This window comes from Pseudomonas viridiflava (assembly GCF_001642795.1).
Classification (GTDB): Bacteria; Pseudomonadota; Gammaproteobacteria; order Pseudomonadales; family Pseudomonadaceae; genus Aquipseudomonas; species Aquipseudomonas viridiflava.
This window is the reverse complement of the sequence record NZ_LKEH01000018.1, coordinates 285,552-310,637: the sequence shown is the minus strand read 5'-3', so window position 1 is coordinate 310,637 and position 25,086 is coordinate 285,552. Positions and strand designations below refer to the sequence as shown.

The following is a 25,086-nucleotide window of genomic DNA, read 5'->3' as shown; positions in this document are numbered from 1 at the left end:
TCAGTGACTGAACGGACGCCATCGCCGGCAAGCCGCCTCCCACGGGGTATGCATTCAGTCAGTCACTTTCGGTTTGCCCCCCGTTTTGCGCGTCTTGCGGACTTGTGTATAACGATGAGCGCAGAGCATAAGCACGATCAGTTTCACGCCTCATTCACCAACCAGTCATGCACCGCACGGCGTGCCGGGGTATTAAGAGCGCCTTCGCGGTAAGCCAGTACATATTTCTTGCGGGCCTTGATCGGCTGTCCGAACGGTACGATCAGCGAGCCCTGTTCAAGCTCATCGGTGATCAGTGCCTTGCGGGCGATGGCCACGCCCATGCCCATACGGGCGGCGTCGATGGTCAGGTGGTTGCGGTTGAAGGTGTGGCCGCGGCGCACGTCGATGCCATCGGCACCAATCGCAGTCAGGTAAAACTCCCACTCTGCGTATTCATAGCTGCCGCGCCAGGCCGTGATGTCGTGCAGCAGCGGGAAATGCACCAACTGGCTGGGCGTGTCCAGCGGCGGTTTGCCTTCGAGCAGTTTGGGCGAGCACACCGGAAACAGTTCTTCCTCCAGCAACGGCGTGGTCGACAGGCCCGGATAGCTGCCGTCGTTCAGGTCGATGGCCAGGTCGAAGTCGTCATCGCGCAACGAGCCACTGCTGTCTTCGGCAATGATCCGCAGCTGAATGTCCGGAAACGCTTCCTGCAACCGTGGCAGGCGCGGCATCAGCCACTTGCTCAGAAACGATGGAATGCAGCGCAGCTTGAACACCCCGCCGATCCGACCGGAATACAAAAGGCGCAGCTCTTCGCTGATGCGGCTCTGCACCTCGTTGGCGACCACCGCCAGACGCTGCCCTTCGGCGGTCAGCTCCAGGCCGCGCCCGACCCGGTGGAACAGCGCAAAGCCCAGCCGTTCTTCAAGCTGACGCATCTGCTGGCTGATGGCGCCCGGCGTGACGTGCAGCTCCTCGGCGCAGCGCGTAAAGGAAAGGTGTCGTGCCGCACAGGCGAAGACCTGTAACCAGGCGTGCATCTGTGCGTTGAAAATTCTGCTCATTGAAGAGTTCCGCTAAAGCGTTGCATAGGAACAATCGTTTGTCGTTTCGACCGCCGAAGCCAAAGATGAAAGCCAGAAAGAAGGAGTTTCAACTCCTCTGCATCATCTCACTTGAAGGACCTCCGTGATGGCTATCAGCGTCTTCGACATGTTCAAAATCGGCATCGGGCCGTCCAGTTCGCACACCGTCGGACCGATGCGGGCCGGAGCGCTGTTCGTCACTGACCTGCGCAACCAGGATCGTTTGCACAGCGTAGAACGTGTTGAGGTGCGATTGTACGGCTCTCTGTCCGCGACCGGCATCGGTCATGGCAGTGATCGTGCGACGGTAATGGGGCTGATGGGTGAACGGCCGGACCAGATCGACCCCAGCCAGGTCAACCAGCGCATCGACGCGCTGCGCGCCGACGGTCAACTGCTGCTGGCCGGTGAACAGCCGATCACCTTCGTCTGGGAACGCGACATGTGCCTGCTCGAAGAAAGCCTGCCCTACCACCCCAATGGCATGACGTTGTGCGCGTATGGCAAGTCGGGCGAGCTGTACGAGCAGACCTACTACTCGGTGGGCGGCGGTTTCGTGATCGACGCGGCACAGGCGGCCAGCGGCGTGCTGGATGCCGATGACACCGTTCTGCCTTACGACTTTTCCAGCGGCGCGCAATTGCTGAGACTGTGCAAGACCCACGGCCTGAGCATCTCCGAACTGATGATGGCGAATGAAAAGGTCTGGCGCAGCGAAGAAGAAATCCGCGCGCGCATCATGGTCATCTGGGCCGCGATGCAGGCCTGCGTCAACAAAGGTCTGCTCGAGACGGGCATACTGCCTGGCGGTCTGAACGTACGTCGTCGTGCCTATCGCCTGCATCAGAGCCTGCAAAACCTCGACAACCCGAACGTGATCGGCTCGACCCTCAGCGCCATGGAGTGGGTCAACCTGTTCGCGCTGGCGGTCAACGAAGAAAACGCTGCGGGTGGCCGCATGGTGACGGCTCCGACCAATGGCGCGGCCGGGATCGTGCCCGCCGTGCTGCATTACTTCATGAAATTCAAACCCACGGCCAACGATGACGACGTGGTGCGCTTCTTTCTGAGCGCTGCCGCTGTCGGCATTCTGTGCAAGAAAAACGCCTCGATCTCGGGCGCTGAAGTGGGCTGTCAGGGTGAAGTGGGTTCGGCCTGCGCCATGGCCGCTGCAGGCCTGGCGGAGATTCTCGGGGCAACGCCCGAGCAGGTGGAAAACGCTGCCGAAATCGGCCTGGAACACAACCTGGGGCTGACCTGCGATCCGGTCGGCGGACTGGTTCAGGTGCCGTGCATCGAGCGCAACGCGATTGCCGCCGTGAAGGCGATCAACGCCGCGCAGATGGCCCTGCGTGGCGACGGCGAACACTTCATCTCGCTCGACCATGCCATCCGCACCATGCGCGACACCGGCGCGGACATGCACGACAAGTACAAGGAAACCTCACGCGGCGGTCTGGCAGTCAATCTGATCGAGTGTTGATTTGCCTGCAGCTCTGCGGGTTATTCGCGAACCACTTAATAAACGGGATCTATTGTGGGAGGCGCCAGCACGTCTTCGACGTAGTGGCGCCTCCCACAGTTCAATGTTTGCCGAGAGGACAGCGCTGTGTCAGCAACCTGCGCTGCCTCTCAGCGATTCGCATCCATCACGCCATTGGCAGGCACTGCTCCACCAATGACGTCCACACCTTCACGCCCGGCTCGATCACCTGATCATTGAAGTCGTAGTACGGGTTGTGCAGCGCCGCCGAAGGCTTTTCGCCGTCAACGCCCATCCAGATGTAGGCGCCCGGACAGGCGTGCAGCATGAAGGCGAAGTCTTCCGAGGCCATGGACGGGTTGCAGCCCCATTGCACGTTGGCTTCACCGACGGCGGCGACGGCGGCACGACGAATCGTTGCGGCGGCTTCGACGTGGTTTTCGGTCACCGGATAACCGACGTTGTAGACCAGCTCGCCACGCACACCGAAAGCCATTGGCAGACGCTCGACGAACTCGCCGATCCATTGCTGGACCTTCTCGCGCACCGGGGTTTGCAGGCAGCGAACGGTGCCACGCAGCACAGCCGTTTCCGGCAGCACGTTGATGGCCTCACCCGCGTTGAACTGGGTGATGCTGACCACCGCTGAATCCAGCGGCGACAGACGTCGGGACACGATGGTCTGCAGACCCAGCACCAGTTCGGCGGCGGCCACGATCGGGTCGTTGCCCTTGTCCGGCATGGCCGCGTGGCTGCCCTTGCCGGTCAGGGTGATCTCGAAGGTGTCCAGCGAGGCCATCATCGGCCCCGGATTGACCACCACTTTGCCCGCGGGCACGCCCGGCCAATTATGCAGGCCGTAGATGGCTTCCATCGGGAAACGCTCGAACAATCCGTCTTCGATCATGCGCTGTGCGCCGCCGAGGTTTTCTTCGGCAGGCTGGAAGACGAAATGCACGGTCCCGCGAAAGCGCCGTGTTTCGGACAGATGCCTGGCAGTGGCCAACAGAATGGCGGTATGACCGTCATGGCCACAGGCATGCATGCAGCCTTTATGCGCAGACTTGTGCGCGCTGTCGCCCAGTTCCTGAATCGGCAAGGCGTCCATGTCGGCGCGGATGCCGATGGTCGGGCCGTCGCCGGTGCGCAGGGTGCCGACCACGCCGGTGCCCCCGAGGCCGCGATGGACCTCAAGGCCAAAGCTGCTCAACAGTTCAGCGACCTTGTCGGAAGTTTTCTGCTCCTGAAAGCCCAGCTCCGGGGCCGCATGAATGGTGCGGCGCCAGACCGTGGCTTCTTCGATCAATGTTTTGGAAATACTCATGTGATTCACTCCAGGCTCGCGCCATAACCAAAGCTGGCGGCGGGTTTGGCAGCGGTCTCGACCCACACGCTTTTCACTTCGCTGTATTCGCGCAATGCATCAAGCCCTGAAGAACGACCATAGCCGCTTTCACCGTAGCCACCAAACGGCGAACTGACGTGAATGGTCTTGTAGCCGTTGACCCAGAACGTACCGGCACGCACTTGTTTCGCCACACGGTGCGCACGGCCCACGTCACGGGTCCAGACGCCGCCCGCCAGGCCGAAACGGCTGTCGTTGGCGATGCGGATCGCCTCTTCTTCGTCCTTGAAAGGAATGGCCACGACCACCGGGCCGAAGATTTCTTCCTGAGCGCAGTACAGGTCATTGGTGCCCGCCAGAACGGTCGGGTTGACGTAATAACCGGGCTTTTCCGGGATCGGGTCTGCGTGCTCGCCGACCAGCCTGGCACCGTCTTTCAAGGCACGCTCGACCATGGTCTTCACGTGGTTGTACTGCTTGGCGTTGTTGATCGGCCCGATCTGGGTTTCCGGGTCGCTCGGGTCACCGACCTTGAATTGGGTCGCAGCGGTGGCCAGCGCATTGGTGAATTTTTCGAAGATCGACGCCTGCACCAGCAGACGCGAACCCGACACGCAGCTCTGCCCTGCCCCGGAGAAAATTGCCGCCTGAGCACCGCGCAGGGCGACCTCCAGATCGGCGTCCTCGAACACAATGTTGGCCGACTTGCCGCCCAGTTCCAGCACCGCCGGAATGCAGCGTTGTGCCGCCGCGATGGCAATGTGGCGACCGGTTGCGGGGGAGCCGACGAACACGACTTTGCGAATGTCGGCCCTGGCGATGAACGCCTGCCCGATGGAGTGGCCGAAACCGGCGATCACATTGACCAGCCCCTTGGGCACACCGGCACGTTCGATCAATACGCCGACCATCAGCGAACTCAGCGGCGTCAGTTCCGAAGGTTTGAGGATGACCGCGTTGCCCGCCGCAATGGCCGGTGCAATCTGCCAGCCGCAGGTGAAGATCGGCGCGTTCCACGGGGTGATCTGCAACACTGTGCCCAGTGGCTCGTAGGTGACGTAATTCAGGTGCGTGGTCGGCACCGGAATGATTTCGCCGTGCAACTTGTCAGCCCAACCGGCGTAGTACTCGAACATCTCGGCAACCTTGAGCACTTCGACGCGCGCGTCGCGGATCGGCTTGTTGGCGGTCAGGGATTCGATCTGGGCGAGGTCTTCCAGCGCTTCACGGATCAGGTTACCGACCTGATACATGGCGCGGCCACGCGCCTGCGCCGTCAACGCCCACCACTGAACCTGCGCGGCTTTCGCAGCGTTGTCGGCCTTTTCGACCAGCGACTCGTCGGCGTCCGGAAAACTCAGCAACAGGCTGTCGTCATGGGCATTGCGCACTTCGACCGGAGCGCCATGGCCTTGAATGAACTCACCGCCCACGTAGCTGGCGATGACACTGCGATCGCCCCAGTAAGGGCGCATCAGTTCGAGGATTTTTGCAGTGCTCATCACTTATTCTCCGTGACCGTAAAGTTTGGCATCGGTGCGTTGCACGATGGCGCAGAAGTCTTCGTTATCGGCCAGCGTCTCGCTGCTGGCTTTCCACAACTGCGCGACGACTCGGGACAACGGCAGGTCCATGTCCAGGCTGTCCGCCAGGTCGCTGGCCAGGCCGACGTCCTTGCGCATCAGGCCCATGGTGAAGCCCGAGTCGTAGGCCTTGTTCAACACCCAGGTGGGGAACATGACTTGCGTCGCGCCGCTGCGGCCGGAACCGGCGTTCAAGCCCTGCAGCAGTTTTTCCGGGTCAACGCCTGCCTTGGCCGCCATCGCGACGGCTTCGGCGGTGCTGATCAGGTGGCAGGCCGCAAGCATGTTGTTGGCGATCTTGGCCACGTTGCCCGCGCCACACTGACCGACGTGGACCCGCGTGCCGCTCATGCCTTCCAGCACCGGCATGGCCCGCGCCAGATCAGCCTCTTCAGCGCCGATCACCATCGACATAGTGCCGGTGGCCGCGCCTTTCGGGCCGCCGGACACCGGGGCGTCGATGAAGGCGATTCCAGCCTTGGCCAGTTCGGCAGCAACCTTGCGGCTCATCTCAGGCGTCGAGGTGGTGGTATCGACCACAATCAACCCTTCGTGGCCCACTTCGCGAATGCCACCGGCGCCCAGGCAGACAGACTCGACATGCTCGGCCTTGGGCAACGACAGAATCAGAATGTCCACGCTCTGGATCAACTGCGTGCGGTCGGCAACCGGCTTCACGCCTATGCTTTCGGCCGTCGCCAGCGCGGTCTGCGACAGGTCGAATCCACTGACATCGAAGCCCTTGCCTGCCAATGTCGCGGCCATGCCGCCGCCCATGTTGCCCAGTCCGATGACGCCTGTTTTCAAAGTCATGTTCTGCATCTCGCTTAGAGGTTTTGTACGAATTCAAGAATGACGTTGCCTGCCGCCTGCGGCTCGACCATGACGCGTCCGGGCGCCTGCTGATGCGGCACGTGGTGCTCGGCAAGAATGGCGCGCAGGGTGTCGAGGCTGGTGGTGTGCAGGCCGATGGCGATGGCATGCGGTCGTTCGCGATGGACTTGTGGCAGCGGCGTATCGGGGTAATGCCGGGCGGCCGCTGTCGCATCCATGGCGCGCAACACGCCGCATCGGGTGTCGGCGAACAACACGTTGCCCTGCCAGCTCACCGCATCGCCGTAAATTGCACGCCAGCGCGGTTCAAGCTGAGCGGGGTCGGCCAGATACGTCACGCTGACAATGCCGTCCACCGCATTGGGATGCTGTTGCCAGCCCGGCACCCAGATCAGTTCGGGGCGGTGCTGATGACAGATGAAATTCGAGGCGTCAGGCAGTTGCGGGTCGATGAACAGCCCCAGCGAAACCACCGCTTCGTCAGGACGTCCGTCCGGTAAAGTCATGGCGCGGCGGAAGTCGATTCGGCCCTGACTCGGCAAACCGGCCTGCATCAGCCGCGCATGATCCGCGTCGGCATCCTGGCTGTGCAGCGCGACCAGCGAAACGCCCTCTTCGCCGCGATCCAGAAACTCGCCCAACTGGCGGCCGAAGCAGAAGCCATTGACCGAGCCGGTGCCGAACAGCGACGCATCGTGAATGCCGATCAGCTCGATGAAGTTGCTCTTGAACATCATCAACGAAGTCACGCTGCCCCACGGGTGATAGCTGACCGGCGACGGCGCGAAGCCCATCCGACGATACAACTCAAGCGTGGCGGCGTGATCACGGACAGTGACCAGCGGATGATCGATGCCTTGTGGAAACTGGGCGACGGCAGCCATATGCGATTGCTCCCTGAATCAGACCTGAGATTTGCTGGTGAAGGTCGCCAGTGAATCCGGCGCCCTGCCGATGACTTTGGCTGGCGTGCCAGCCACCACGACACCGGCTTCCACGGGTTTGAGCACCACCGCGCCAGCGGCAACGATGGCGCGCTCGCCGACTTCGATGTTGCCGAGCACCGTGGCGCCTGCGCAGATCAGCGCACCGCGACGAATTTTGGGGTGCCGGTCGCCTGCCTCGCTGAGCGTGCTGCCCAGGGTGACGCCATGCCAGAGGCTGACGTCGTCCTCGACCACAGCGGTTTCACCGATCACAAGACCCATGCCGTGATCGACGAACAGGCGCTTGCCCAGACGCGCGGCGGGATGAATGTCGATGGCCCAGGTATTGGCCGCCCAGTTCTGCAGCAGAACTGCGCTTTGAAAATCGCCGTCGTTCCACAACGCATGAGCGATGCGATACGCCTGCACGGCCTGGATGCCGCGAAAGGTCAGGAAGGCGGTGAGGTGATCGGGACAGGCCGGGTTGACGACCACCAAATGGTCGATGTCGGCCGCTGCCGATTCGGCAATCTCGGGATGCGCTTGAAGGACGCCGCCGAACCAGCTGGCGAGATCGGCTTCTGGTGCGTGGCTCTGCAACTGCCTGGCCAGACTGGCAGCCAGTGCAGTCTCGAAGGACACATGGGCCAGCACTCGATCCTGTCCGTAACGGCCCAGTATCGGGTTACGCTCACCCAACTGTTTTGCCTGCTCCCGCAGGCGCTGCCAAAGAGCCTTCATACGCGTTCCCTTGTGCTGATGATCGAGTATGGACAGCGTTCTCCCCTCTCAGCAATAATCCAAAAATCGAATTTATGTTGCCTTGAGCGCAACACAGGACAGCCAATGAGTCTGGTGCAGGATCGTCGGATCCTTTATTTCTTCGAAGCTGTGCGGCTGGGCAGCGTGCGGGCAGCGGCGGACTTTCTGAATGTCGCGCCTTCAGCGGTCAGCCGCCAGATCGCGCAACTGGAACTGGAGCTGGGTTCGCCGCTGTTGGAGCGCCATCGACGCGGGGTCAAGCCCACTGAAGCCGGTGACAAGGTGCTGGCCTATTACCGCCAGCGGCTGACTCAACAGGAAGTCCTGCTGGATTCCATCCAGGCACTGCGCGGCCTGCATAGCGGCTCGGTGACGCTGGTCTCCGGGGAGGGTTTTCTGGAAAGCCTGGCGCAGCCGCTGGCGAAGTTTTCGGCGCTGTACCCGCGAATCGAGCTGATCGTGAATGTCTGCGGCAGCAACGAAGTGATCCGTCAGGTGGTCGAGGATGAGGCGCACATCGGTCTGGTCTTCAACCCGGCCGCCGACCCCAAAATCCGTTCCCACGCCCACCAGCGCAAGCCGGTCTGTGTGGTGACCGCACCGGATCATCCGCTAACACAGCAACCAGGTCCCATCGAACTCAAGGCATTGGCTGAATACCGCCTGGCACTGCCCGCTGTTTCGTACGGTATTCGCCAGATTCTTCTGGAAGCCGAACACCAGTTGGGCGTCACGCTCGAGCCGACCCTGACCTGCAACACCTTCGCCATGCTCAAGCATTTCGCCATGCAGGGTGGCGTCACGCTGCTGCCGACCTTTGTTGTGGAAGAGGAAATCAACAGCGGAAAACTACGGGCACTGACATTGCAGCACGAAGTGTTCAGCAGCCCGCAAACGCACCTGATCAGTCGCTTGGGCCGTCAACTCAGCGTGGGTGCCAGCCGGTTGATGGGGATGCTGCTGCAGGATATGCCTGCGTTCAGGCATTAAACGCGAATGTGCGCTGCGAACCTGGAGTCGTGGGAGGCGGCTTGCCGGCGATGCAGTCGACGCGGTATGTCAGAAAAATCGCGTCGTCATTCATCGCCGGCAAGCCGCCTCCCACAATACGTCGCGTCTCTCCCGCAAGATCAAGTGTGATTTATCGGCTTTCACTGTCCATTGTTGCTGCCTGATTGCCACCTTGTTCGGCGATTGCGGTCAACTTTTCGTCGGCTGACTTTTCTTCTTCAAGCGTTTCAGCCAGCAGTTCTGCAGCCTCGTTCATGCCCAGATGTTTGGCCATTGCCACAAGTGTGCCGTACCCCGCAATTTCGTAATGCTCGACTTTCTGGCAGGCGGCGATCAGTCCCGCATCAAGTACCGGGCCCTTTTCAATTTCGTCGATCAGCTCCTTGCTCTCCTCGATCAATCCCTCCATGGCAATGCACTTCATCCGTTTGAGCTTCAACTCAGTCATCTCGATCACTTGATCTATGCGTTCGATCTGGCCCTGAGTCTCTTCTCTGTGCGACTCGAACGCCTGCGCCAATGTCGGATTGGTCGATGCACGCGCCATCTTCGACAGTCCCTTCAGGATCTGTTTTTCAGCGCTGTAAATGTCAGAAAGCTCGTGAATAAAAAGGTCGTTGATCGTGTTCTTTTTGGATGTGCTCATCGGAAACCTCGTGTCAGTGAATCCAGATTCGGATCGACTCAGGCGAACGGCCTCATTTCTCGCCCGTCAGTCTGTCGACTTGAGGCCCCGACAGGCCGTTCACGCCGGACAATCAACAAGCCGACGAACAGCATGTGCGTGCGGTAATCAATGCCAGAGAGCGACCGTTAGTCCCGCCTCGAACAAATTCGCTGAACCAAAAAACCAGGAATCCGCTCATCAGAAGTAACAGATCAGACTTCCCGATCAGACAGAGGACTTCCCATGAGAGCGTTGACCTACCACGGCGCACACAATGTCAAAGTCGATACCGTGCCGGACCCGGAAATACAGCAGGCCGATGACATCATTCTGCGGGTGACGGCGACCGCGATCTGCGGTTCGGACCTGCACCTGTATCGCGGCAAGATTCCCACCGTGGAGCATGGCGATATTTTCGGTCATGAGTTCATGGGTATCGTGGAAGAGACCGGCTCGGCAGTGACGTCCGTGCAGCGTGGCGACCGGGTCGTCATTCCCTTTGTGATTGCCTGCGGTTCATGCTTTTTCTGCAACCAGGACCTGTTTGCAGCCTGTGAAACCACCAACACCGGACGCGGCGCGATCCTCAACAAGAAGTCCATTCCACCGGGCGCCGCGCTGTTCGGTTTCAGCCACCTGTACGGCGGCATTCCCGGCGGGCAGGCTGAATACGTGCGGGTGCCCAAGGCCAATACCGGTCCGTTCAAGGTGCCCGGTACGCTGGCGGACGAGAAGGTGCTGTTTCTCTCCGACATCCTGCCGACCGCCTGGCAGGCCGTGACCAACACCGGCATCGGCCAGGGTTCAAGCATTGCGATCTACGGAGCGGGCCCGGTCGGTCTGCTAAGCGCGGCGTGCGCCCGAATGCTGGGGGCGGAACGGATTTTCATGGTCGATCACCATCCCTATCGCCTGGCTTATGCACAGCAGACCTATGGCGTCATTCCGATCAATTTCGATGAGGATGACGACGCGGCCGACACCATCATTCGCCAGACACCAGGCATGCGTGGGGTGGACGGCGTCGTGGACGCAGTCGGCTTCGAAGCCAAGGGCAGCACCACCGAAACGGTACTCGCCACCCTCAAGCTCGAAGGCAGCAGCGGCAAGGCGCTGCGTCAGTGCATCGCGACCGTCAGGCGCGGCGGCGTGGTGAGCGTGCCGGGGGTTTACGCGGGCTTTATCCACGGCTTCATGTTCGGCGATGCCTTCGACAAGGGCCTGACGTTCAAGATGGGCCAGACCCATGTACAGCGTTTCATGCCTGAACTGTTGGACTACATCGAGACCGGCCGCCTGCAACCCGAGGCGATCATTACCCACCGCATGTCGCTTGAAGAGGCCGCGACGGCCTACAAGATTTTCGACAAGAAAGAAGAAGACTGCCGCAAGGTCATCCTGACGCCGGGCGGCAACGACATCCCCGTGACGGTGCCTGACTCACTGACGGGTGTTCCAGCGTTGTGACAAAGAAGGAGGTACATCATGGAAGCGTTTAACGTGTTCTGGATCGCGGCAGTGATCATCGTTCTGGCACTGGATGCATGGCTGATTTACAGCGTCTGGCGCTCGACCAAATCGTCCGGTACCAAAATCGGCTGGACAGTCCTGATCCTGGCACTGCCCATCGTGGGCGCCGGTATATGGGGTGTCAGCGGACCGCGTGGCGTGGTTGAGGCACCGACGTCGAATGAGCACAGCAAGGGGTGATGGGCACGTCACATTCGAGCGAACGCGGAGCGTCCTGGGCGGCGTTACCACGCAGAATGGAACGATCATCAACTGTCCAACTTTGATCGTTCCCATGCTCCGCGTGGGAATGCCTCTCTGGACGCTCTGCGTCCGCTTCAGCAATGGACATAGACGCTATGACTAACGACTCAAATACCCGAACCGCCCCTTGAACGGTTTGCCAATCGGGTCTGCCAGGTCGCCGTGTTTGCTGGTGGTCAGGCCCAGGTCCACCAGCGATTCGGCGAGCTTCACGGCCGCTGCGACGCCATCGATCACTGGCAGGCCGACGGCTTCGCTCAGTTGCCGACCCAGATCGGCCATCCCGCCACAACCCAGCACGATGGCACCCGCGCCTTCTTCATCGCGCGCCTTGCGCGCCTGTTCGGCCATGAGTTCGACCAGTTCCGGGCCGCTCTCTTCCAGCGCCAGTACCGGCAGATCAATGCAGCGCACGGACGTGCACAAGTCACTGAATCCATAACGCTGAAGCAGGTGCTCGGCAATGATCCGGGTGCGAGTCAGGGTAGTGACCACCGCAAACCGGGTTGAGATCAGGCTCGCGACATGAAACGCCGCTTCCGCGATACCAATGACCGGTGCGCTCGCGGCTTCACGGGCGGCCAGCAGACCGGGGTCGCCGAAGCAGGCAATAATATGCGCATCGACCTGCTGCTCACGGCCCTTGCGTACTTCTTCCAGGACACCCAGCGTCGCGATGGCTTCGTCGAAATGCCCCTCGATGGACACCGGACCATCCGCCGGGGTGCAGGCAATGATCTGCGTGCCAGGGCGCGCGACAGCTTCCGCCGCCAGGCCCATCTTGCGGGTCATGGCTTCACTGGTGTTGGGGTTTATGACTTGAATACGCACCGGGCCTCCTTCAGCGCCGTTTGAAAATACTGTGGAAGTCCACCGTCTCGCTGACGGGTTCATCCACGTTAAGGCTGGCGCGGATACGACGCAGGTGCTCGGCCATCCACTCCCGCGCTTCGTCACCCTGCCCGGCTTCCAGCAAGGTCAGCAGGTCGGCGTGCTCGCCGCAGTCGCAACCGACGCTGCGCCGCGAGCCATACACGGCGAGGATCAGTGACGAACGTGTGGTCAATTGCGCAACCTGTTCGGTCAGCACCTGATTGCCCGCCAGCGCACACAGTTGCACATGAAAGCGCGCGGACAACTGAATGGCTTCACTGTGACGCCCGGCGTGCTGGGCCGCGTGTTCCTGATCGCAGAGCGTGCGCAGCGCTTCCAGACGCTGACCGCTGACGCGTGTCGCGATGGTGTCCATCAAGGCAGGCTCGATCAGTTGTCGGGCGCCCAGCACATCCTGCGCTTCCTGCGCCGAGGGCTGGGCGACTTCCGCGCCGCGTTTGGGCCGCAGCGTCACCAGTCGTTCCAACGCCAGACGCTGCAGCACCTTGCGAATGCCGGTGCGACTGATCTCGAAGACCTCTGCCAGCGCGTCTTCCGGCAAGCGTGTGCCGGGCGCCAGCCTGTGTTCGACGATAGCTTCCAGCACGTGCTGATAGATCTGCTCATCGCGGCCTTTTTCGTCGGCAGCGGGGGCAATGAACAGAGGGGCGCTGGAAGGTCGGGTCATGGCATCACATCGCTTTGGCATGCAGATCGTATACAAGAATAGTGCCCGATCAATCCGGTGCTGAATAGCGCTATCTGGACGACAGTATTAAACCGGTGTCACCTGGCCTCGATAACTTCCGCACTCAAAACGCGCAAAAGCGCCCTGTTTATGTGCATTTGAGGCGACCAGCCTGAGCTGACCAGGACGTCAGCTTTCTGAAAAAAACGCTTAACACGTCAAGGCTTTCAGGCGATTCGGAACACTGAAAACACGGCATGGCACATGTCTTGCGTACACGATCGTATACAAAAAAGATCAACGATCGTACCCCGATCCCGTCACGACTCAGCGAGGGAGTAACGCAATGACAGACCAACGCCCGGCCGGCTACAGTCCGCGCCTGCACAACCATGATTTGGGACCGGTTCCGCAGAAGTGGACCTGGTACAACATTCTGGCGTTCTGGATGAGCGACGTGCACAGCGTCGGTGGTTACGTCTTCGCCGCCAGCCTGTTCGCCCTCGGCCTGGCCAGCTGGCAAGTGCTGATCGCGCTGCTGGTCGGCATCTGCATCATTCAGGTGATCGCCAATCTGGTGGCCAAACCCAGCCAGCAGGCTGCGGTTCCCTACCCGGTCATTTGCCGATTGGCGTTCGGCGTCTTCGGGGCCAACATTCCGGCGATCATTCGCGGCCTTATTGCAGTGGCGTGGTACGGCATCCAGACCTACCTGGCGTCCAGCGCGCTGGTGATCGTGGTGCTGCGTTTCTTCCCGGAACTGGCTGCCTATCAGAGCGTGACCTTTCTCGGCCTGTCATGGCTGGGCTGGTTCGGCTTTCTGGCTTTGTGGGTCGTTCAGGCCGCGGTGTTCTGGACCGGCATGGAATCGATCAGACGTTTCATCGACTGGGCCGGCCCTGCGGTGTATGCCGTGATGTTCGCGCTGGCGGGCTGGATCGTCTGGCGTGCCGGCTGGGACAACATCAGCTTCACGCTGGCCGAGAAAGAACTGTCGGGCTGGGCCGCATTCGGCCAGGTGGTCATGGCCATCGCGCTGGTGGTCTCGTACTTCTCCGGGCCGACGCTGAATTTCGGTGATTTCAGCCGCTACTGCCGCAGCATGGCGGACGTACGCCGCGGCAACTTCTGGGGTCTGCCGGTAAATTTCCTGGCGTTTTCGCTGGTGACCGTGGTGATCGTCTCCGGCACGCTGCCGATCTTCGGTGAAATGATCCACGACCCGATTGCCACCGTGGCGCGCATCGACAACACCACTGCGGTATTGCTGGGTGCGTTCACCTTTGTCACCGCGACCATCGGCATCAACATCGTTGCCAATTTCGTGTCCCCGGCGTTTGACTTCGCCAACGTGGCACCGAGCCGCATCAGTTGGCGCGCAGGTGGCATGATCGCCGCCGTGGCCTCGATCTTCATCACCCCATGGAATCTCTTCAACAACCCGGAAGTGATCCACTACACCCTGGACGTACTCGCCGCCTGCATCGGTCCGTTGTTCGGCATCCTGCTGGTGGACTATTACCTGATCAAGAAGCAGCAGATCGACGTCGATGCGCTGTTCAACGACACCCCGAGCGGTCGCTACTGGTACACCAACGGCGTGAACTGGGTCGCTGTGAAAGCACTGCTGCTCACTGCGCTGGTCGGTTTGTGCTTCACCTTCATTCCCTGGTTCAAGCCCATCGCCAACTTCGCCTGGTTCACTGGCTGCATTCTGGGCGGCGTACTGTATTACGGGCTGACCAAAGGCTCGCCGGTTCATGCTGCGAACATGGCACCGACCGCCAGCCACGGCTGATCAAGGCTTCAACGAATACGTACAATGCCTGGCTCGCCCAGGCGTTGTACTTTTCCTGAAACGGTGTTGATTACCAAAGCGCAATGTCATAGGTCAGGTACAGCCGGTTGCTGTCGCGTCCGCGGGCGAAATCGGATCGATACACATAGTTGCGCAGCTTCACACCCAGCCCCTTGAAGGCACCGCCTTGCACCACATAGGCAATCTCGGCGTCACATTCCCACTCGCGCAACTGCGCCGGACCTGATTTCTCATTGTCGCCACGCAGGTAGCGCGAGGAAAACGTCAGGCCCGGCGCACCCAGGCGGGCGAAGTCGTAGCCGTAACTGACCATCCAGGTTTTCTCGTCTTCCTCGATGAACTTGCCGATGCCCACGTTACTGAACGAGTACACCGTCGCCCCGCTTATATAAGGCAGGCCCGCATCGCCGCTCAGCACCTGATAACCGGCCCCGACGCTGTGCCCGGCCAGCGCGTAGGTCAGCTGACCGCTGAGCATGTCGTTGTCGATCTTGCCGCTGCGCGCAGCACCGGCATCGACGCTGTGGAAATAACGCAGGTCGCTGGTCAGCACGCCGGATCCCAGCTTCAGGTCGTGCTGAATGGACGCAAACTGCTGGCGATAGAAATCTTCCAACTCGCCATAGAAGTAGCTCAGACGAACGTTCTTGCCGAACCGATAGTCGCCGCCGACATAGGTGAAGTCCGAGCCCTTGCCGCTGAAGCCGTCCGGGATGATCGAGCGGCTGTCCGACGAGTCGCGCAACTTGAACTGATCCAGACGCCCGCCCGTCAGGGTCAGGTTTTCAATGTCTGTGCTGGTGAACTGGGTGCCCTGATAGACCTGCGGCAACAGGCGCGCATCGTTGTAGACCAGGACCGGCGTTTTGGGCAGCAGCGAACCGTATTTCACGGTGGTCTTGGCCAGACGTACCTTGGCAGTGGCGCCCAGACTGGAAAACTCATCGGCCGCGCGGCCATCGCTGTGGACCGGCAACAGGCCGGTGCCGCTGCGTCCCTTGCCGGAATCCAGCTTGATGCCCAGCAAGCCGGAAGCATCGACGCCGAAACCCAGTACACCCGGTGTGAACCCGGATTGATAATCCAGCAGCAGGCCTTGTGCCCATTCAGTCCGCTCGCTCTTGGCCGTCAACGCAGCACGCGTGCTCAGGCCGTGTTCGTCACGGAAGTTCTCGTTGAAATAGACGTTGCGCAATTGCAGCTTCAATTTGCTGTCTTCGATGAAACCGCCTGCGCTCACCCAGGGGGCGACGCTCAACAGCAGTGAAGGCAAGGCGGTGCGCTGGAAAAATGTGTTCATGCTCATGGCTCGTTCTTGTTATTGGAGGCGCAGTGATCCGCGCGCCCCGGTCAAGGGCGCGTGAATGCACAGGGAGGGTTTAAAGTCAGACGAACAGGCTGATGGCGCCTGTCAGCAGAGCCAACGCCGTGACCACCAGCGATGTGAGCACGGCCCATTTCAGGGTGGCTTTCTGGAAGTCGCCGATGTCACGGTCGATCATGCCGACCAGCAACAGGGTCGACGCCACCAGCGGGCTCATCAGGTGCACCGGCTGGCCAAGAATCGAGGCGCGGGCGATTTCCAGCGGGCTGATGCCATAGGCCGCTGCCGCGTTGGCCAGAATCGGCACCACGCCGAAGTAATAGGCATCGTTGGACAGCACGAAGGTCAGCGGCATGCTGGTGATCGCCACCACCAGCGGGAACAGGTGGCCCCACTCCGGCGGAATCCAGCTGACCAGCGTTTGCGCCAAGGCATCGACCATCTTGGTGCCGGAAAAAATCCCGGCAAAGATGCCTGCGGCGAACACCAGCAAGACCACGGTCATGGCATTGCCGGAGTGGGCCAGAATCCGCTCTTTCTGAATGTCCAGTTGCGGGTAGTTGATCATCAGCGCCAGCACGAAGCCGATCAGAAACAGGATCGCCGAATGCATCAGGCCCATGACCAGCGCCACCATCACCACGATCACCAACGCCAGGTTGACGTAGGCCAGTTTGGGCCGTTTGTGCGGCGTGTCGCCCAGAATGGCATCGATGTAACAACCGCCACCGCCGCTCTGCAGTTGTACATTGCCGATGCGCTTGCGCTCGCTGCGACCGAGCACAAAGGCGGTGAACACCACCCACGCAGCCCCGCCGATCATGGTCGGCAGCAGCGGAATGAAATACTCGCCGGCATCCAGCCCCAGCGCGGCAATGGCCCGCGTGGCCGGTCCACCCCAGGGCGTCATGCCGCTCATGATGCTCAGCGACAGCATCGAGATGATGCCCAGAATCATCGGGTTCATGCCGATGCGCTTGTACAGCGGCAGCATCGCCGCGCAGGTGATCATGTAGGTGGTGGTGCCATCGCCGTCCAGTGCCACGGTCAGCGACAGCAACGCGGTACCGACGGCGATTTTCAGCGGGTCGCCGTTGACGCGCTTGAGGATCTTGCGAATCAGCGGATCGAACAGACCGGCATCGATCATCAGCCCGAAAAACAGAATCGCGAACAGCAGCAGTGCGGCAGACGGGGCGACCATTTTCAGGCCGTCGAGCATCATTTTGCCGGTGGTGCCGCCAAAACCGCCCAGCACGGCGAAGACCACAGGCACCAAGGTCAGCGCGACGATGGGCGACAGGCGTTTGGACATGATCAGGTAGGTGAAGACCACCACCATGGCTAGGCCGAGGAAGGCAAGCATCGGAATATTCTCTTGTTGTTATGGATGAACGACGCGCACGGCAAGGCCTGTCGAGCCTCGCGATGGCGAGGCCCGAAGGCAGATGATACGTGTCGGTCGAAGGTTGTTGAGGCCGGATCAGCTCCGCTCGGCGACCTGCGGCGCATCCCATTCCGGGGCAGGCCGTTTGGCTGTCGATCGGTTGTCGAGTTGCTGCATCAGCACCTGACGGTCACAGGCGTTCTCCGACAGCGAGATCGCCACAGTTGCCACCGCGTTGCTTGCCAGACTGGTCAGCGCACGGGCTTCGGACATGAACCGATCGACGCCGATCAGCAAGGCCAAGCCCGCCAGCGGAATGTCGTGGATCACGGTCAGGGTCGAGGCCAGTGCAACGAAGCCGCTGCCGGTCACGCCTGCCGCGCCTTTGGAAGACAGCAGCATGATCGCCAGCATGGTCAGGGTCTGGGTCATGCTCAGTTCGATGTTGCAGGCCTGAGCAATGAACACCGCCGCCAACGACAGGTAGATCGCCGTGCCGTCCAGGTTGAAGGAATAACCGGTTGGCAGTACCAGACCGACAACACCTTTCTTGCAACCCAGCGCCTGCAGTTTTTCCAGCATGCGTGGCATGACCGGTTCCGTTGACGAGGTGCCCAGCACCACCAAAAACTCCTCGCGGAAATAGCGCAGCAGTTTCCAAAGGCTGAACCCGTTGGCCCGACAGATGCTGCCCAGCACCACAAACACGAAGAAACCGCAGGCGATGTACAGGGTCATGATCAGCTTGGCGAGTGACCCCAGCGAAGTGATGCCGTACTGCCCCACGGTGAATGCCAGCGCGCCGAACGCGCCAATCGGGGCGAAGCGCATGAGGTAGGAAAATATCTTGAAGACCATGTGCGAAGCCGATTCCAGCACATTCAGCACCGGCTTGCCGCGCTCGCCCAGCGACGACAGGGCAAAGCCCGACAGCACTGCGATGAACAACACCGGTAATACTTCACCCTTGTTGAACGCTCCGACGAAAGTCTCGGGAATGATGTGCATGAAGAAATCCACGACACCCAGTTTCGCCGCCGATTCGGTGTACTGGGACAGGCCCGCCGTGCTGAGCTTTGCCGGATCGATGTTCATGCCGGTGCCGGGCTGGAACACGTAGACCGCGACCAGTCCGATGATCAGGCTGACCACCGTCAGCCCCAGAAACAGCAGCAGCGTCTTGCTCATCAGCCGACCGAGCGACTGTTTGTCGCTCATGCCGGCGATGCCGGTGACGATGGTGCAGAACACCACCGGGGCGATCATCATCTTGATCAGCTTGATGAACGCATCGCCCAGCGGTTTGAGGGCGACGGCCTGCTGCGCCCAGAAGTGTCCGACCAGGACCCCGAGGATCACGGCGCAGATGATCTGGAAATACAGTGATTTTGCGATTTTCATGAGGCATCACCCATTATTGGAGTTGTTCTGATGCGGAGTTGATAATCAGGTCAGGCGGCCTAGCCAGCCAGTCGCTGAGCGAGTGGCGCATACACTTCGCCGGAAAACAGTCGGCGCGCCGTGCGCACCACCGAAGCCCGGATGGTCTGCCGGTCAGGTCCGACGTAGCTCATGGCGACGTCGATGGCCCCGCTCGGGTGTTCGATTCGTACCTGCTGCAAGCGCTCGTTGCCGCTGGTGCCAAGCAGCTGCGCGACCACCGTGGCGTCACTCACGCAAGCCGTTGCCAGACCGATCGAGCCGGTAATGGCCAGTGCCTTGTGGCAGTTGTGCGGCATGAAGTAACGAACCTTGAGCGTACCGCCTGCGCTGGGCAGTGAAACCAGCACCGGCTTGGGGATCACTTTGTCGCTGACATCACCCAACCCCATCGCGGCACCGGCCTTGAGCCGCAGCGCTTCCAGCTTGCGCAGGAAGTCAGTGTCGGCATCCAGTTCGGCGGGGCTTTCATCGCCGCGCTTGCCCAGTAGCGAGGCTTCGATGATGACCATCGGCATTGCCATGTCGATGCAGGTTACCGGTACGCCATCGAAGACATCGGTCTGTTGGCCGGTCGGAAACAGCTTTCCGGTCTTGCTGCCCGCCGCATCGAGAAAGGTCAGTTGCACAGGGGCTGCAGAACCGGGAACGCCATCGATCTGCGTGTCGCCGTCATAACTGACCTGACCGCCCGGCGTGTTGACGTCGGCGCAGACGAACGTGCCGGTGTTGAGGTTGCGAATCCGCACCTGAGTGACATCACCGGCCGCCGCCACCAGCCCGTGCTCGACCGCGAACGGCCCGACGGCGCAGAGCATGTTGCCGCAATTGGGCGCAGTATCAACGCGGCGCTGGGACACCATCACCTGCACGAACAGATAATCGACGTCGGCGTCGGCGTGCGGAGAAGGACTGACAATCGCGACCTTGCTGGTCTGCGGACTGCCGCCACCAATGCCGTCGATTTCCAGTTCATGCCCCGACCCCATGACGGCCAGCAGCAGCTCGTCACGTTCGGCCGTTGAAACAGGTAGATCACTGGCGAGGAATACCGGCCCCTTGGAGGTGCCGCCGCGCATGAGTACGCAGGGAATCGGTTGCATAAAGTCTGACTCTTGGTGATCAATTGGGAGTATTGATGCGTTGAAAGCAAGAGTCACACGGATGTTTGTGTTTTATCCAATGCAAAGATCGTAGCCATTATTCCACTTAACGAAATAATGTAAGCTCGGCATATTGTCCTTTCATGCTCGGCAGCGGGGAATAAATCTTGGAATATGAACTGCAGGATATCCGATCTTTCGTGAAGATCGCCGAACTTGGCAGCTTTCACGAAGCTGCCGAAGTGCTGCACATTTCGCAACCAGCGCTCACCCGACGCATCAAGAAACTGGAACAGGGCTTGGGCACGTCGTTGTTGGATCGCACCACGCGACGGGTGAGTCTGACGAGCGTAGGCCGGGATTTCTTTCCCAAGGCACGACGGCTGCTGGATGATTTCGAGGATTCGATTCTCAACATCCGCGAACTGGCCGAACGTCAGATCGGTCAGGTCACCCTCGCCTGTATTCCGACGGCTGCGTTCTATTTCCTGCCCAGCGTGATACGGCTGTACAACGAGCGTTATCCACAGATCCGCATCCGCCTGCTCGACCTGAGTGCCAACGAAGGTCTGGAAGCGGTGCTGCGGGGCGAGGCAGATTTCGGCATCAACATGATGAGCGGACAGCATCCGGACATCGAGTTCGTGCCACTGGTGAAAGAGCCATTCGTGCTGGCCTGCCGACGTGATCATGAACTGGCCCAGCGCGAATCCGTGGCCTGGATCGAACTGAGCGACTATCGGCTGATCGGTGTAGGACGCTTGAGTGGTAACCGGATGATCCTCGACCATGCATTGGCCGGATTGGGCTGGCGTCCGAAGTGGTTCTACGAGGTGCAGCATTTGTCCACGTCGCTGGGGATGGTCGAGGCAGGTCTCGGCATCTCTGCGATGCCCAGCCTGGCAATGCCGGCCGACGATCATCCGACGCTGGTGAGCGTTCCGCTGGTTGACCCGGTTGTGATCAGAACCCTGGGCCTGGTCTCGAGGCGCGGCGCATCCCTGTCCCCCGCTGCCGAGAAATTCGTCGCGATGCTGCTGGAGCAGTGGCCGCAGTAGCGGCTGGCGAACTATGAATAAGTCGCCGAGGGGCGAAAAGGTGACTTGAGCCATGCGCTCGGCTCACTGATTTCGCGGTCTGCGCCATGTGTGACGCGGAGCGTCACGGGCGGCATGCCCACGCGATGGGCACGATCAGTGTTGAGGCAGGCTGGCGATACGTCGCCTGACAATCGACCGACCTCAGCTACCCGATCACTTTATAGATACCTCAATGCGCAAACAGCAACTGGCATTCAAGACTTGGAGTGCTGTCGACGAAGGCGATTCGCCTGTGAGCTGCCGGACCAATGAGCGGATGATGTGCTTTTAACATCACCTTAGTCCGCAATTTATGGAATGATCGCGTGTCAGTGATGCTCACGTCAGGCCGTATGGCCGCAAAAGTTTTCAAATTGCACAACTTCTGCTCAGCAAAACTGCCTGATGAATAAGGCCTTGCAAACCAAGCGCGTAAACGAGTCGACCGTATGAATAATGATGCGCCTGACATGGGGCCAATACATTCAGAACAATCGGGTTCTTCAACAGAAGAAAACTTCGAGCAGATGCAGCTGGCACTGGACTCGGGCGCCGTCGTGGGCACCTGGATCTGGGACGTGCCCGGCGATCTGCTGGTGGCTGACGAGCGCTTTGCCCGCACCTTCGGATTATCCAGGCAGACCTGCCGCGACGGCCTGCCGCTTGAGTGCGTGATGACCTCTATCCACCCTGACGACGTGATCAGGGTAGGAGACGCCATCAAGGACATCCTGGACAGCGGCGACATCTTCCGCTGCGAATATCGAGTCAAGCACAAGGATGGCGGTTATCGCTGGGTGGAAGCCAACAGTCGTATAGAACGTGACTCAGAGGGTCAGGCGATACGCTGCCCCGGCGTACTGCTGGATATCGAAGCGCGCCGCGCCGCCGAACAGGAGCGGGATCGTCTGACCTCGCTGCTGCGCATCTTCACCGCAGCGGTTCCCGGCGTTGTCTACGCCAAGGATCTGGAAGGCCGGATGCTGGTCGCCAATCGCGGCACGGAAACGCTGATCGGCAAACCACCGGAATTCTTCATCGGCAAGACCGACATGGACTTTCTGGAGGACAAGGATCAGGCGCGGATCATCATGCAGACCGACCGCCGGATCATGGACAACAACACCAGCGAACAGATCGAGGAGCAGGTCAACCTGCCCGATGGCTCGGCCGCCACGTTCCTGTCCACCAAGGCCCCGCTGCTCAACGACGACGGGGAAGTCATCGGCCTGATTGGCTCGTCCATCGATGTGACGGCCAGAAAGCAGGCCGAAGTGGCCGTCAAGGAACTCAATCAGACGCTGGAACAACGCATCGAGCAGGCCATTCACGAACGTGAACAGGTCGAAGATGCCTTGCGGCACGCCCAGAAGATGGACGCCGTGGGACAACTCACTGGCGGCATCGCCCACGACTTCAATAACCTGCTGGCCGGCATTTCGGGCAGTCTGGAAATGATCCAGACCCGTATGGCCCAGGGACGTCTGGCCGATGTGGACAAATACGTGAGCGTGGCTCAGGGTGCCGTTCGACGAGCCGCGTCATTGACGCATCGTCTGCTGGCCTTTTCCCGGCGCCAGACGCTGTCTCCTGAAGTCACCAACGTGAACACCCTGATTCACGGCATGGAAGAACTGATCGGCCGTACAGTCGGCCCGTCCATCGAATTGCAAGTTGTCGCAGGAGACGAGGTCTGGCCTGCACTGATCGACCATGCACAGCTGGAAAACTCCCTGCTCAACCTGTGTCTGAACGCACGGGATGCGATGCCCAATGGCGGCCGTATCATCATCGAAACCTCCAACGCTTCGCTGGATGAATGCATCGACCCGGACCACGGCATCACGGCTGGCGATCATCTGAGTATTCGCGTGACGGACACCGGCACCGGCATGAGTCCGGAGACCGTGGCCAAGGCATTCGAGCCGTTCTTCACCACCAAGCCGATTGGTGCGGGAACAGGTCTGGGCCTGTCGATGGTGTATGGCTTCGTGAGGCAATCGGGCGGCCAGATCAAGGTCGAGTCGGTCGAAGGCCAGGGCACGACCATCGTGATGCACCTGCCTCGTCACCTTCCCGATGCGCAGCAGGAAACCACTGACAAGAGCAGTGACGAAACGCCGCTGCCCCACCACGGTGAGACGGTGCTGGTGGTCGACGACGAACCGTCGGTGCGAATGCTGGTCGTCGAGGTGCTTTCAACAGAAGGCTATCACGCGCTGGAAGCTGCAGATGCGCAGGCGGGTTTGGAGATCCTGCAGTCGGACATACACATCGACCTGCTGATCAGCGACGTCGGCCTGCCCGGTGGCATGAACGGCCGGGAAATGGCCGACGCCGCACGCACGAAACGCCCCGCCCTGCCCACCCTGTTCATCACCGGCTATGCCGAGACCTCGGCTCTGGACGGCTGCCATCTGCAACCAAGGACACAGATACTCACCAAACCCTTCGGGCTGGAGGTACTGGCGTCCAGAATCAAGGAACTGATCAGCGAGCGCGGCCATGAGCAGGGTCAGCCACGCGCCTTCAAGTGAAGCATCGGGTAGTGCTCGTAGTGGCCTACCCCTTGCCTGACAAGCGGGTCATGTGATGTGAAGTCGTCGACCTCCTGATCATCGTCGATCTGGTACAGGGAGACGCCGTAACCACCTTGCTCGTCCATGACCGGTCCATGCGCGACAATCACGCCCTTGTCGAGCAGCTCGTTCAGATAGGCCCCATGCTGCGCCATCAGGGCGCGCTCGATATCAGTCATCGTGGCGAGAAAATCCGCTCGCGGCGGAAGGTATTTGCACAGATAGAACTTCATGGGCGATCACCTGCAAGATAGAAGGAATAGTGTCAGTGGCGTCCAGGCTATCGAGCCGAAGCCACACTTTTCAGGATCGAGCTTTCGAACATTTTGGGGGCGTGATGCTGCAGAAACACGATCATTCCCGACATTTTGCCAACCGGGTTGCGAAACGGCGGTTTGCGGGCACCTATCAGCCTGATGATTTTCTCCACCACCGCGTCCGGCGCCTGCGCCTCGTCCAGGCCCTTCTGGGTGGCTGCGTCCACCCTGCGCCGGTACTGATCGTACGCCGCGATCTGCTGGCCTTTCGACGCCACGGCATTAACCCCCAGCTTGGTTTTGAACCAGACAGGCTCGACCATGCTGACACTGATGTTGAACGGGTCCAGCTCGAAGCGCAGCGACTTGAAATAGCCTTCGACCGCATGCTTGGACGCCGAGTAATAGGACAGATTGGGCGGCCCTATCAGGCCGACAATCGAGCTGACCGTGATGATCTGCCCGCCCTTCTTCTCGCGCATGAACGGCAGCAACGCGTTCGTCACCTTGACCGTTCCCCAGAAGTTGGTTTCGAACTGCTCCCGCGCGGCCTCGACAGGGGTTTCTTCGGCAATACCGGTCAGCATGTAACCGGCGTTATTGATCAGCACATCGACGCGCGGAATGTTCGCGAACAACTGCTCCAAAAAGAATTTGATGGACGCGTCATCGGTCACATCAAGACGCAGCAGTTTGAAGGGGAAACGACCCGCATGGTTCTGGGGGTGACGGCTGGTGCCGATCACCTCGAAGCCTTGATCGTGAAGCCGGGTCGCGAGCAGCAGCCCGAAGCCTGAGGATGCGCCGGTAATCAACATTGTCTTTTTCATCTGAATGCCCTGAAGAGTCGCATGTGTGCCCGTTGTAAGGCTGCTCGGCGGGCTGTGACATCGAAGCGGTCCTGATGAGTCATCAAGTGCCCGACACATTTGCCCGTGACACCAGATTGCTCGTGCACCGGCCTTTTGACACTCGCGCAACGCGCCAGAATGACTGCCCAACGCGCCAATCTTCAGCGCGGTGCCTTGGCGTCATCGGCTATTGTGATGGCACGATCGGCTACCTAGACTGCCCTGCAACGTG

22 protein-coding genes are annotated in these 25,086 nt (G+C 60.5%); 7 read left to right on the top strand and 15 right to left on the bottom strand.

Annotated features, from left to right (window positions below; translation table 11 throughout):
- Positions 1 to 143: 143 nt before the first annotated feature.
- Entirely contained in the window at positions 144 to 1,049 is a 906-nt protein-coding gene (locus tag AO065_RS05235; RefSeq protein ID WP_004885903.1) for a LysR substrate-binding domain-containing protein, read from the bottom strand.
- Positions 1,050 to 1,176: 127 nt separating this feature from the next.
- Here AO065_RS05235 and AO065_RS05230 point away from each other — a divergent pair, with 127 nt between their 5' ends.
- On the top strand, positions 1,177 to 2,553 hold the full coding sequence (locus tag AO065_RS05230) for an L-serine ammonia-lyase (protein ID WP_004885905.1): 1,377 nt from the start codon (positions 1,177 to 1,179) through the stop codon (positions 2,551 to 2,553).
- 166 nt (positions 2,554 to 2,719) lie between these two features.
- Here AO065_RS05230 and AO065_RS05225 read toward each other — a convergent pair whose 3' ends face one another.
- Genes AO065_RS05225 through epsC form a run of 5 tightly spaced genes read right to left on the bottom strand, consistent with a single transcriptional unit; the run spans position 2,720 to position 7,982 of the window.
- On the bottom strand, positions 2,720 to 3,877 hold the full coding sequence (locus AO065_RS05225) for a M20 aminoacylase family protein (protein WP_004885908.1): 1,158 nt from the start codon (positions 3,875 to 3,877) through the stop codon (positions 2,720 to 2,722).
- Positions 3,878 to 3,882: 5 nt separating this feature from the next.
- Entirely contained in the window at positions 3,883 to 5,400 is a 1,518-nt protein-coding gene (locus tag AO065_RS05220) for an aldehyde dehydrogenase family protein (RefSeq protein ID WP_004885909.1), read from the bottom strand.
- Between the two features lie 3 nt (positions 5,401 to 5,403).
- Positions 5,404 to 6,294: an NAD(P)-dependent oxidoreductase gene (locus AO065_RS05215; protein WP_032651990.1), complete on the bottom strand. Its 891-nt coding sequence runs from the start codon at positions 6,292 to 6,294 to the stop codon at positions 5,404 to 5,406.
- A 14-nt stretch (positions 6,295 to 6,308) separates the two neighbouring features.
- Entirely contained in the window at positions 6,309 to 7,199 is an 891-nt protein-coding gene (locus AO065_RS05210; RefSeq protein ID WP_004885913.1) for a VOC family protein, read from the bottom strand.
- Positions 7,200 to 7,217: 18 nt separating this feature from the next.
- Positions 7,218 to 7,982 carry a serine O-acetyltransferase EpsC gene (gene epsC / locus AO065_RS05205; RefSeq protein ID WP_004885916.1) on the bottom strand — a complete coding sequence of 255 codons (765 nt, stop codon included), beginning with the start codon at positions 7,980 to 7,982 and terminating at the stop codon, positions 7,218 to 7,220.
- Positions 7,983 to 8,087: 105 nt separating this feature from the next.
- Between epsC and AO065_RS05200 the strand changes: the two genes are divergently transcribed.
- Complete coding sequence (locus AO065_RS05200) at positions 8,088 to 8,993, top strand: LysR family transcriptional regulator (RefSeq protein WP_004885917.1); 906 nt, start codon at positions 8,088 to 8,090, stop codon at positions 8,991 to 8,993.
- A gap of 151 nt (positions 8,994 to 9,144) precedes the next feature.
- Here the strand turns inward: AO065_RS05200 and AO065_RS05195 are convergent, their stop codons facing one another.
- Positions 9,145 to 9,660: a YciE/YciF ferroxidase family protein gene (locus AO065_RS05195; RefSeq protein ID WP_004885921.1), complete on the bottom strand. Its 516-nt coding sequence runs from the start codon at positions 9,658 to 9,660 to the stop codon at positions 9,145 to 9,147.
- Between the two features lie 264 nt (positions 9,661 to 9,924).
- Here AO065_RS05195 and AO065_RS05190 point away from each other — a divergent pair, with 264 nt between their 5' ends.
- Both AO065_RS05190 and AO065_RS05185 read left to right on the top strand, forming a co-directional pair.
- Positions 9,925 to 11,148, top strand: a complete 1,224-nt coding sequence (locus tag AO065_RS05190; protein ID WP_004885923.1) for a zinc-dependent alcohol dehydrogenase — start codon at positions 9,925 to 9,927, stop codon at positions 11,146 to 11,148.
- A gap of 18 nt (positions 11,149 to 11,166) precedes the next feature.
- On the top strand, positions 11,167 to 11,391 hold the full coding sequence (locus AO065_RS05185) for a PLD nuclease N-terminal domain-containing protein (protein ID WP_004885925.1): 225 nt from the start codon (positions 11,167 to 11,169) through the stop codon (positions 11,389 to 11,391).
- Positions 11,392 to 11,553: 162 nt separating this feature from the next.
- Here the strand turns inward: AO065_RS05185 and AO065_RS05180 are convergent, their stop codons facing one another.
- The gene (locus AO065_RS05180; protein ID WP_004885927.1) at positions 11,554 to 12,285 is read right to left on the bottom strand and encodes an aspartate/glutamate racemase family protein; all 732 of its coding nucleotides are present in this window, start codon (positions 12,283 to 12,285) and stop codon (positions 11,554 to 11,556) included.
- Between the two features lie 10 nt (positions 12,286 to 12,295).
- Positions 12,296 to 13,015 (bottom strand): GntR family transcriptional regulator, encoded by a 720-nt coding sequence (locus tag AO065_RS05175; RefSeq protein ID WP_004885930.1) that lies wholly within the window; start codon positions 13,013 to 13,015, stop codon positions 12,296 to 12,298.
- Between the two features lie 346 nt (positions 13,016 to 13,361).
- Between AO065_RS05175 and AO065_RS05170 the strand changes: the two genes are divergently transcribed.
- A complete protein-coding gene (locus AO065_RS05170; RefSeq protein ID WP_004885932.1) occupies positions 13,362 to 14,813 on the top strand; it encodes an NCS1 family nucleobase:cation symporter-1 in 1,452 nt (483 codons plus the stop codon).
- Between the two features lie 70 nt (positions 14,814 to 14,883).
- On the opposite strand, the gene AO065_RS05165 is transcribed toward AO065_RS05170, so the two are convergent.
- The 4 genes from AO065_RS05165 to AO065_RS05150 all read right to left on the bottom strand — a co-directional run bounded on the left by AO065_RS05165 (position 14,884) and on the right by AO065_RS05150 (position 20,088).
- Positions 14,884 to 16,134 (bottom strand): OprD family porin, encoded by a 1,251-nt coding sequence (locus tag AO065_RS05165; protein ID WP_032651993.1) that lies wholly within the window; start codon positions 16,132 to 16,134, stop codon positions 14,884 to 14,886.
- An 85-nt stretch (positions 16,135 to 16,219) separates the two neighbouring features.
- Positions 16,220 to 17,524, bottom strand: coding sequence for a CitMHS family transporter (locus tag AO065_RS05160; RefSeq protein WP_004885936.1), 1,305 nt, complete (start codon positions 17,522 to 17,524; stop codon positions 16,220 to 16,222).
- A gap of 117 nt (positions 17,525 to 17,641) precedes the next feature.
- Positions 17,642 to 18,946 (bottom strand): dicarboxylate/amino acid:cation symporter, encoded by a 1,305-nt coding sequence (locus AO065_RS05155; RefSeq protein ID WP_004885939.1) that lies wholly within the window; start codon positions 18,944 to 18,946, stop codon positions 17,642 to 17,644.
- Positions 18,947 to 19,005: 59 nt separating this feature from the next.
- The gene (locus AO065_RS05150; RefSeq protein WP_004885942.1) at positions 19,006 to 20,088 is read right to left on the bottom strand and encodes a 4-oxalomesaconate tautomerase; all 1,083 of its coding nucleotides are present in this window, start codon (positions 20,086 to 20,088) and stop codon (positions 19,006 to 19,008) included.
- A gap of 167 nt (positions 20,089 to 20,255) precedes the next feature.
- Here AO065_RS05150 and AO065_RS05145 point away from each other — a divergent pair, with 167 nt between their 5' ends.
- Positions 20,256 to 21,146, top strand: coding sequence for a LysR family transcriptional regulator (locus AO065_RS05145; RefSeq protein WP_004885945.1), 891 nt, complete (start codon positions 20,256 to 20,258; stop codon positions 21,144 to 21,146).
- 470 nt (positions 21,147 to 21,616) lie between these two features.
- A complete protein-coding gene (locus tag AO065_RS05140; protein WP_074454477.1) occupies positions 21,617 to 23,704 on the top strand; it encodes a hybrid sensor histidine kinase/response regulator in 2,088 nt (695 codons plus the stop codon).
- Here the strand turns inward: AO065_RS05140 and AO065_RS05135 are convergent.
- Together AO065_RS05135 and AO065_RS05130 are read right to left on the bottom strand one after the other, a co-directional pair.
- Positions 23,683 to 23,979, bottom strand: a complete 297-nt coding sequence (locus AO065_RS05135) for a YciI family protein (RefSeq protein WP_004885951.1) — start codon at positions 23,977 to 23,979, stop codon at positions 23,683 to 23,685. The two genes, AO065_RS05140 and AO065_RS05135, sit on opposite strands and share 22 nt — an antisense overlap.
- 47 nt (positions 23,980 to 24,026) lie before the next feature.
- Positions 24,027 to 24,833, bottom strand: coding sequence for an SDR family NAD(P)-dependent oxidoreductase (locus AO065_RS05130; protein WP_004885961.1), 807 nt, complete (start codon positions 24,831 to 24,833; stop codon positions 24,027 to 24,029).
- Positions 24,834 to 25,086: the final 253 nt, after the last annotated feature.

What these genes read in the sequence shown, in the direction of transcription:
- AO065_RS05135 (WP_004885951.1), bottom strand. Translation starts at nt 23,979, where the DNA reads ATGAAGTTCTATCTGTGCAAATACCTTCCGCCGCGAGCGGATTTTCTC.
- AO065_RS05165 (WP_032651993.1), bottom strand. Translation starts at nt 16,134, where the DNA reads ATGAACACATTTTTCCAGCGCACCGCCTTGCCTTCACTGCTGTTGAGC.
- AO065_RS05185 (WP_004885925.1), top strand. Translation starts at nt 11,167, where the DNA reads ATGGAAGCGTTTAACGTGTTCTGGATCGCGGCAGTGATCATCGTTCTG.
- AO065_RS05215 (WP_032651990.1), bottom strand. Translation starts at nt 6,294, where the DNA reads ATGACTTTGAAAACAGGCGTCATCGGACTGGGCAACATGGGCGGCGGC.
- AO065_RS05170 (WP_004885932.1), top strand. Translation starts at nt 13,362, where the DNA reads ATGACAGACCAACGCCCGGCCGGCTACAGTCCGCGCCTGCACAACCAT.
- AO065_RS05230 (WP_004885905.1), top strand. Translation starts at nt 1,177, where the DNA reads ATGGCTATCAGCGTCTTCGACATGTTCAAAATCGGCATCGGGCCGTCC.
- AO065_RS05200 (WP_004885917.1), top strand. Translation starts at nt 8,088, where the DNA reads ATGAGTCTGGTGCAGGATCGTCGGATCCTTTATTTCTTCGAAGCTGTG.
- AO065_RS05130 (WP_004885961.1), bottom strand. Translation starts at nt 24,833, where the DNA reads ATGAAAAAGACAATGTTGATTACCGGCGCATCCTCAGGCTTCGGGCTG.
- AO065_RS05210 (WP_004885913.1), bottom strand. Translation starts at nt 7,199, where the DNA reads ATGGCTGCCGTCGCCCAGTTTCCACAAGGCATCGATCATCCGCTGGTC.
- AO065_RS05150 (WP_004885942.1), bottom strand. Translation starts at nt 20,088, where the DNA reads ATGCAACCGATTCCCTGCGTACTCATGCGCGGCGGCACCTCCAAGGGG.
- AO065_RS05220 (WP_004885909.1), bottom strand. Translation starts at nt 5,400, where the DNA reads ATGAGCACTGCAAAAATCCTCGAACTGATGCGCCCTTACTGGGGCGAT.
- AO065_RS05175 (WP_004885930.1), bottom strand. Translation starts at nt 13,015, where the DNA reads ATGACCCGACCTTCCAGCGCCCCTCTGTTCATTGCCCCCGCTGCCGAC.
- AO065_RS05160 (WP_004885936.1), bottom strand. Translation starts at nt 17,524, where the DNA reads ATGCTTGCCTTCCTCGGCCTAGCCATGGTGGTGGTCTTCACCTACCTG.
- AO065_RS05235 (WP_004885903.1), bottom strand. Translation starts at nt 1,049, where the DNA reads ATGAGCAGAATTTTCAACGCACAGATGCACGCCTGGTTACAGGTCTTC.
- AO065_RS05195 (WP_004885921.1), bottom strand. Translation starts at nt 9,660, where the DNA reads ATGAGCACATCCAAAAAGAACACGATCAACGACCTTTTTATTCACGAG.
- epsC (WP_004885916.1), bottom strand. Translation starts at nt 7,982, where the DNA reads ATGAAGGCTCTTTGGCAGCGCCTGCGGGAGCAGGCAAAACAGTTGGGT.
- AO065_RS05140 (WP_074454477.1), top strand. Translation starts at nt 21,617, where the DNA reads ATGAATAATGATGCGCCTGACATGGGGCCAATACATTCAGAACAATCG.
- AO065_RS05225 (WP_004885908.1), bottom strand. Translation starts at nt 3,877, where the DNA reads ATGAGTATTTCCAAAACATTGATCGAAGAAGCCACGGTCTGGCGCCGC.
- AO065_RS05190 (WP_004885923.1), top strand. Translation starts at nt 9,925, where the DNA reads ATGAGAGCGTTGACCTACCACGGCGCACACAATGTCAAAGTCGATACC.
- AO065_RS05155 (WP_004885939.1), bottom strand. Translation starts at nt 18,946, where the DNA reads ATGAAAATCGCAAAATCACTGTATTTCCAGATCATCTGCGCCGTGATC.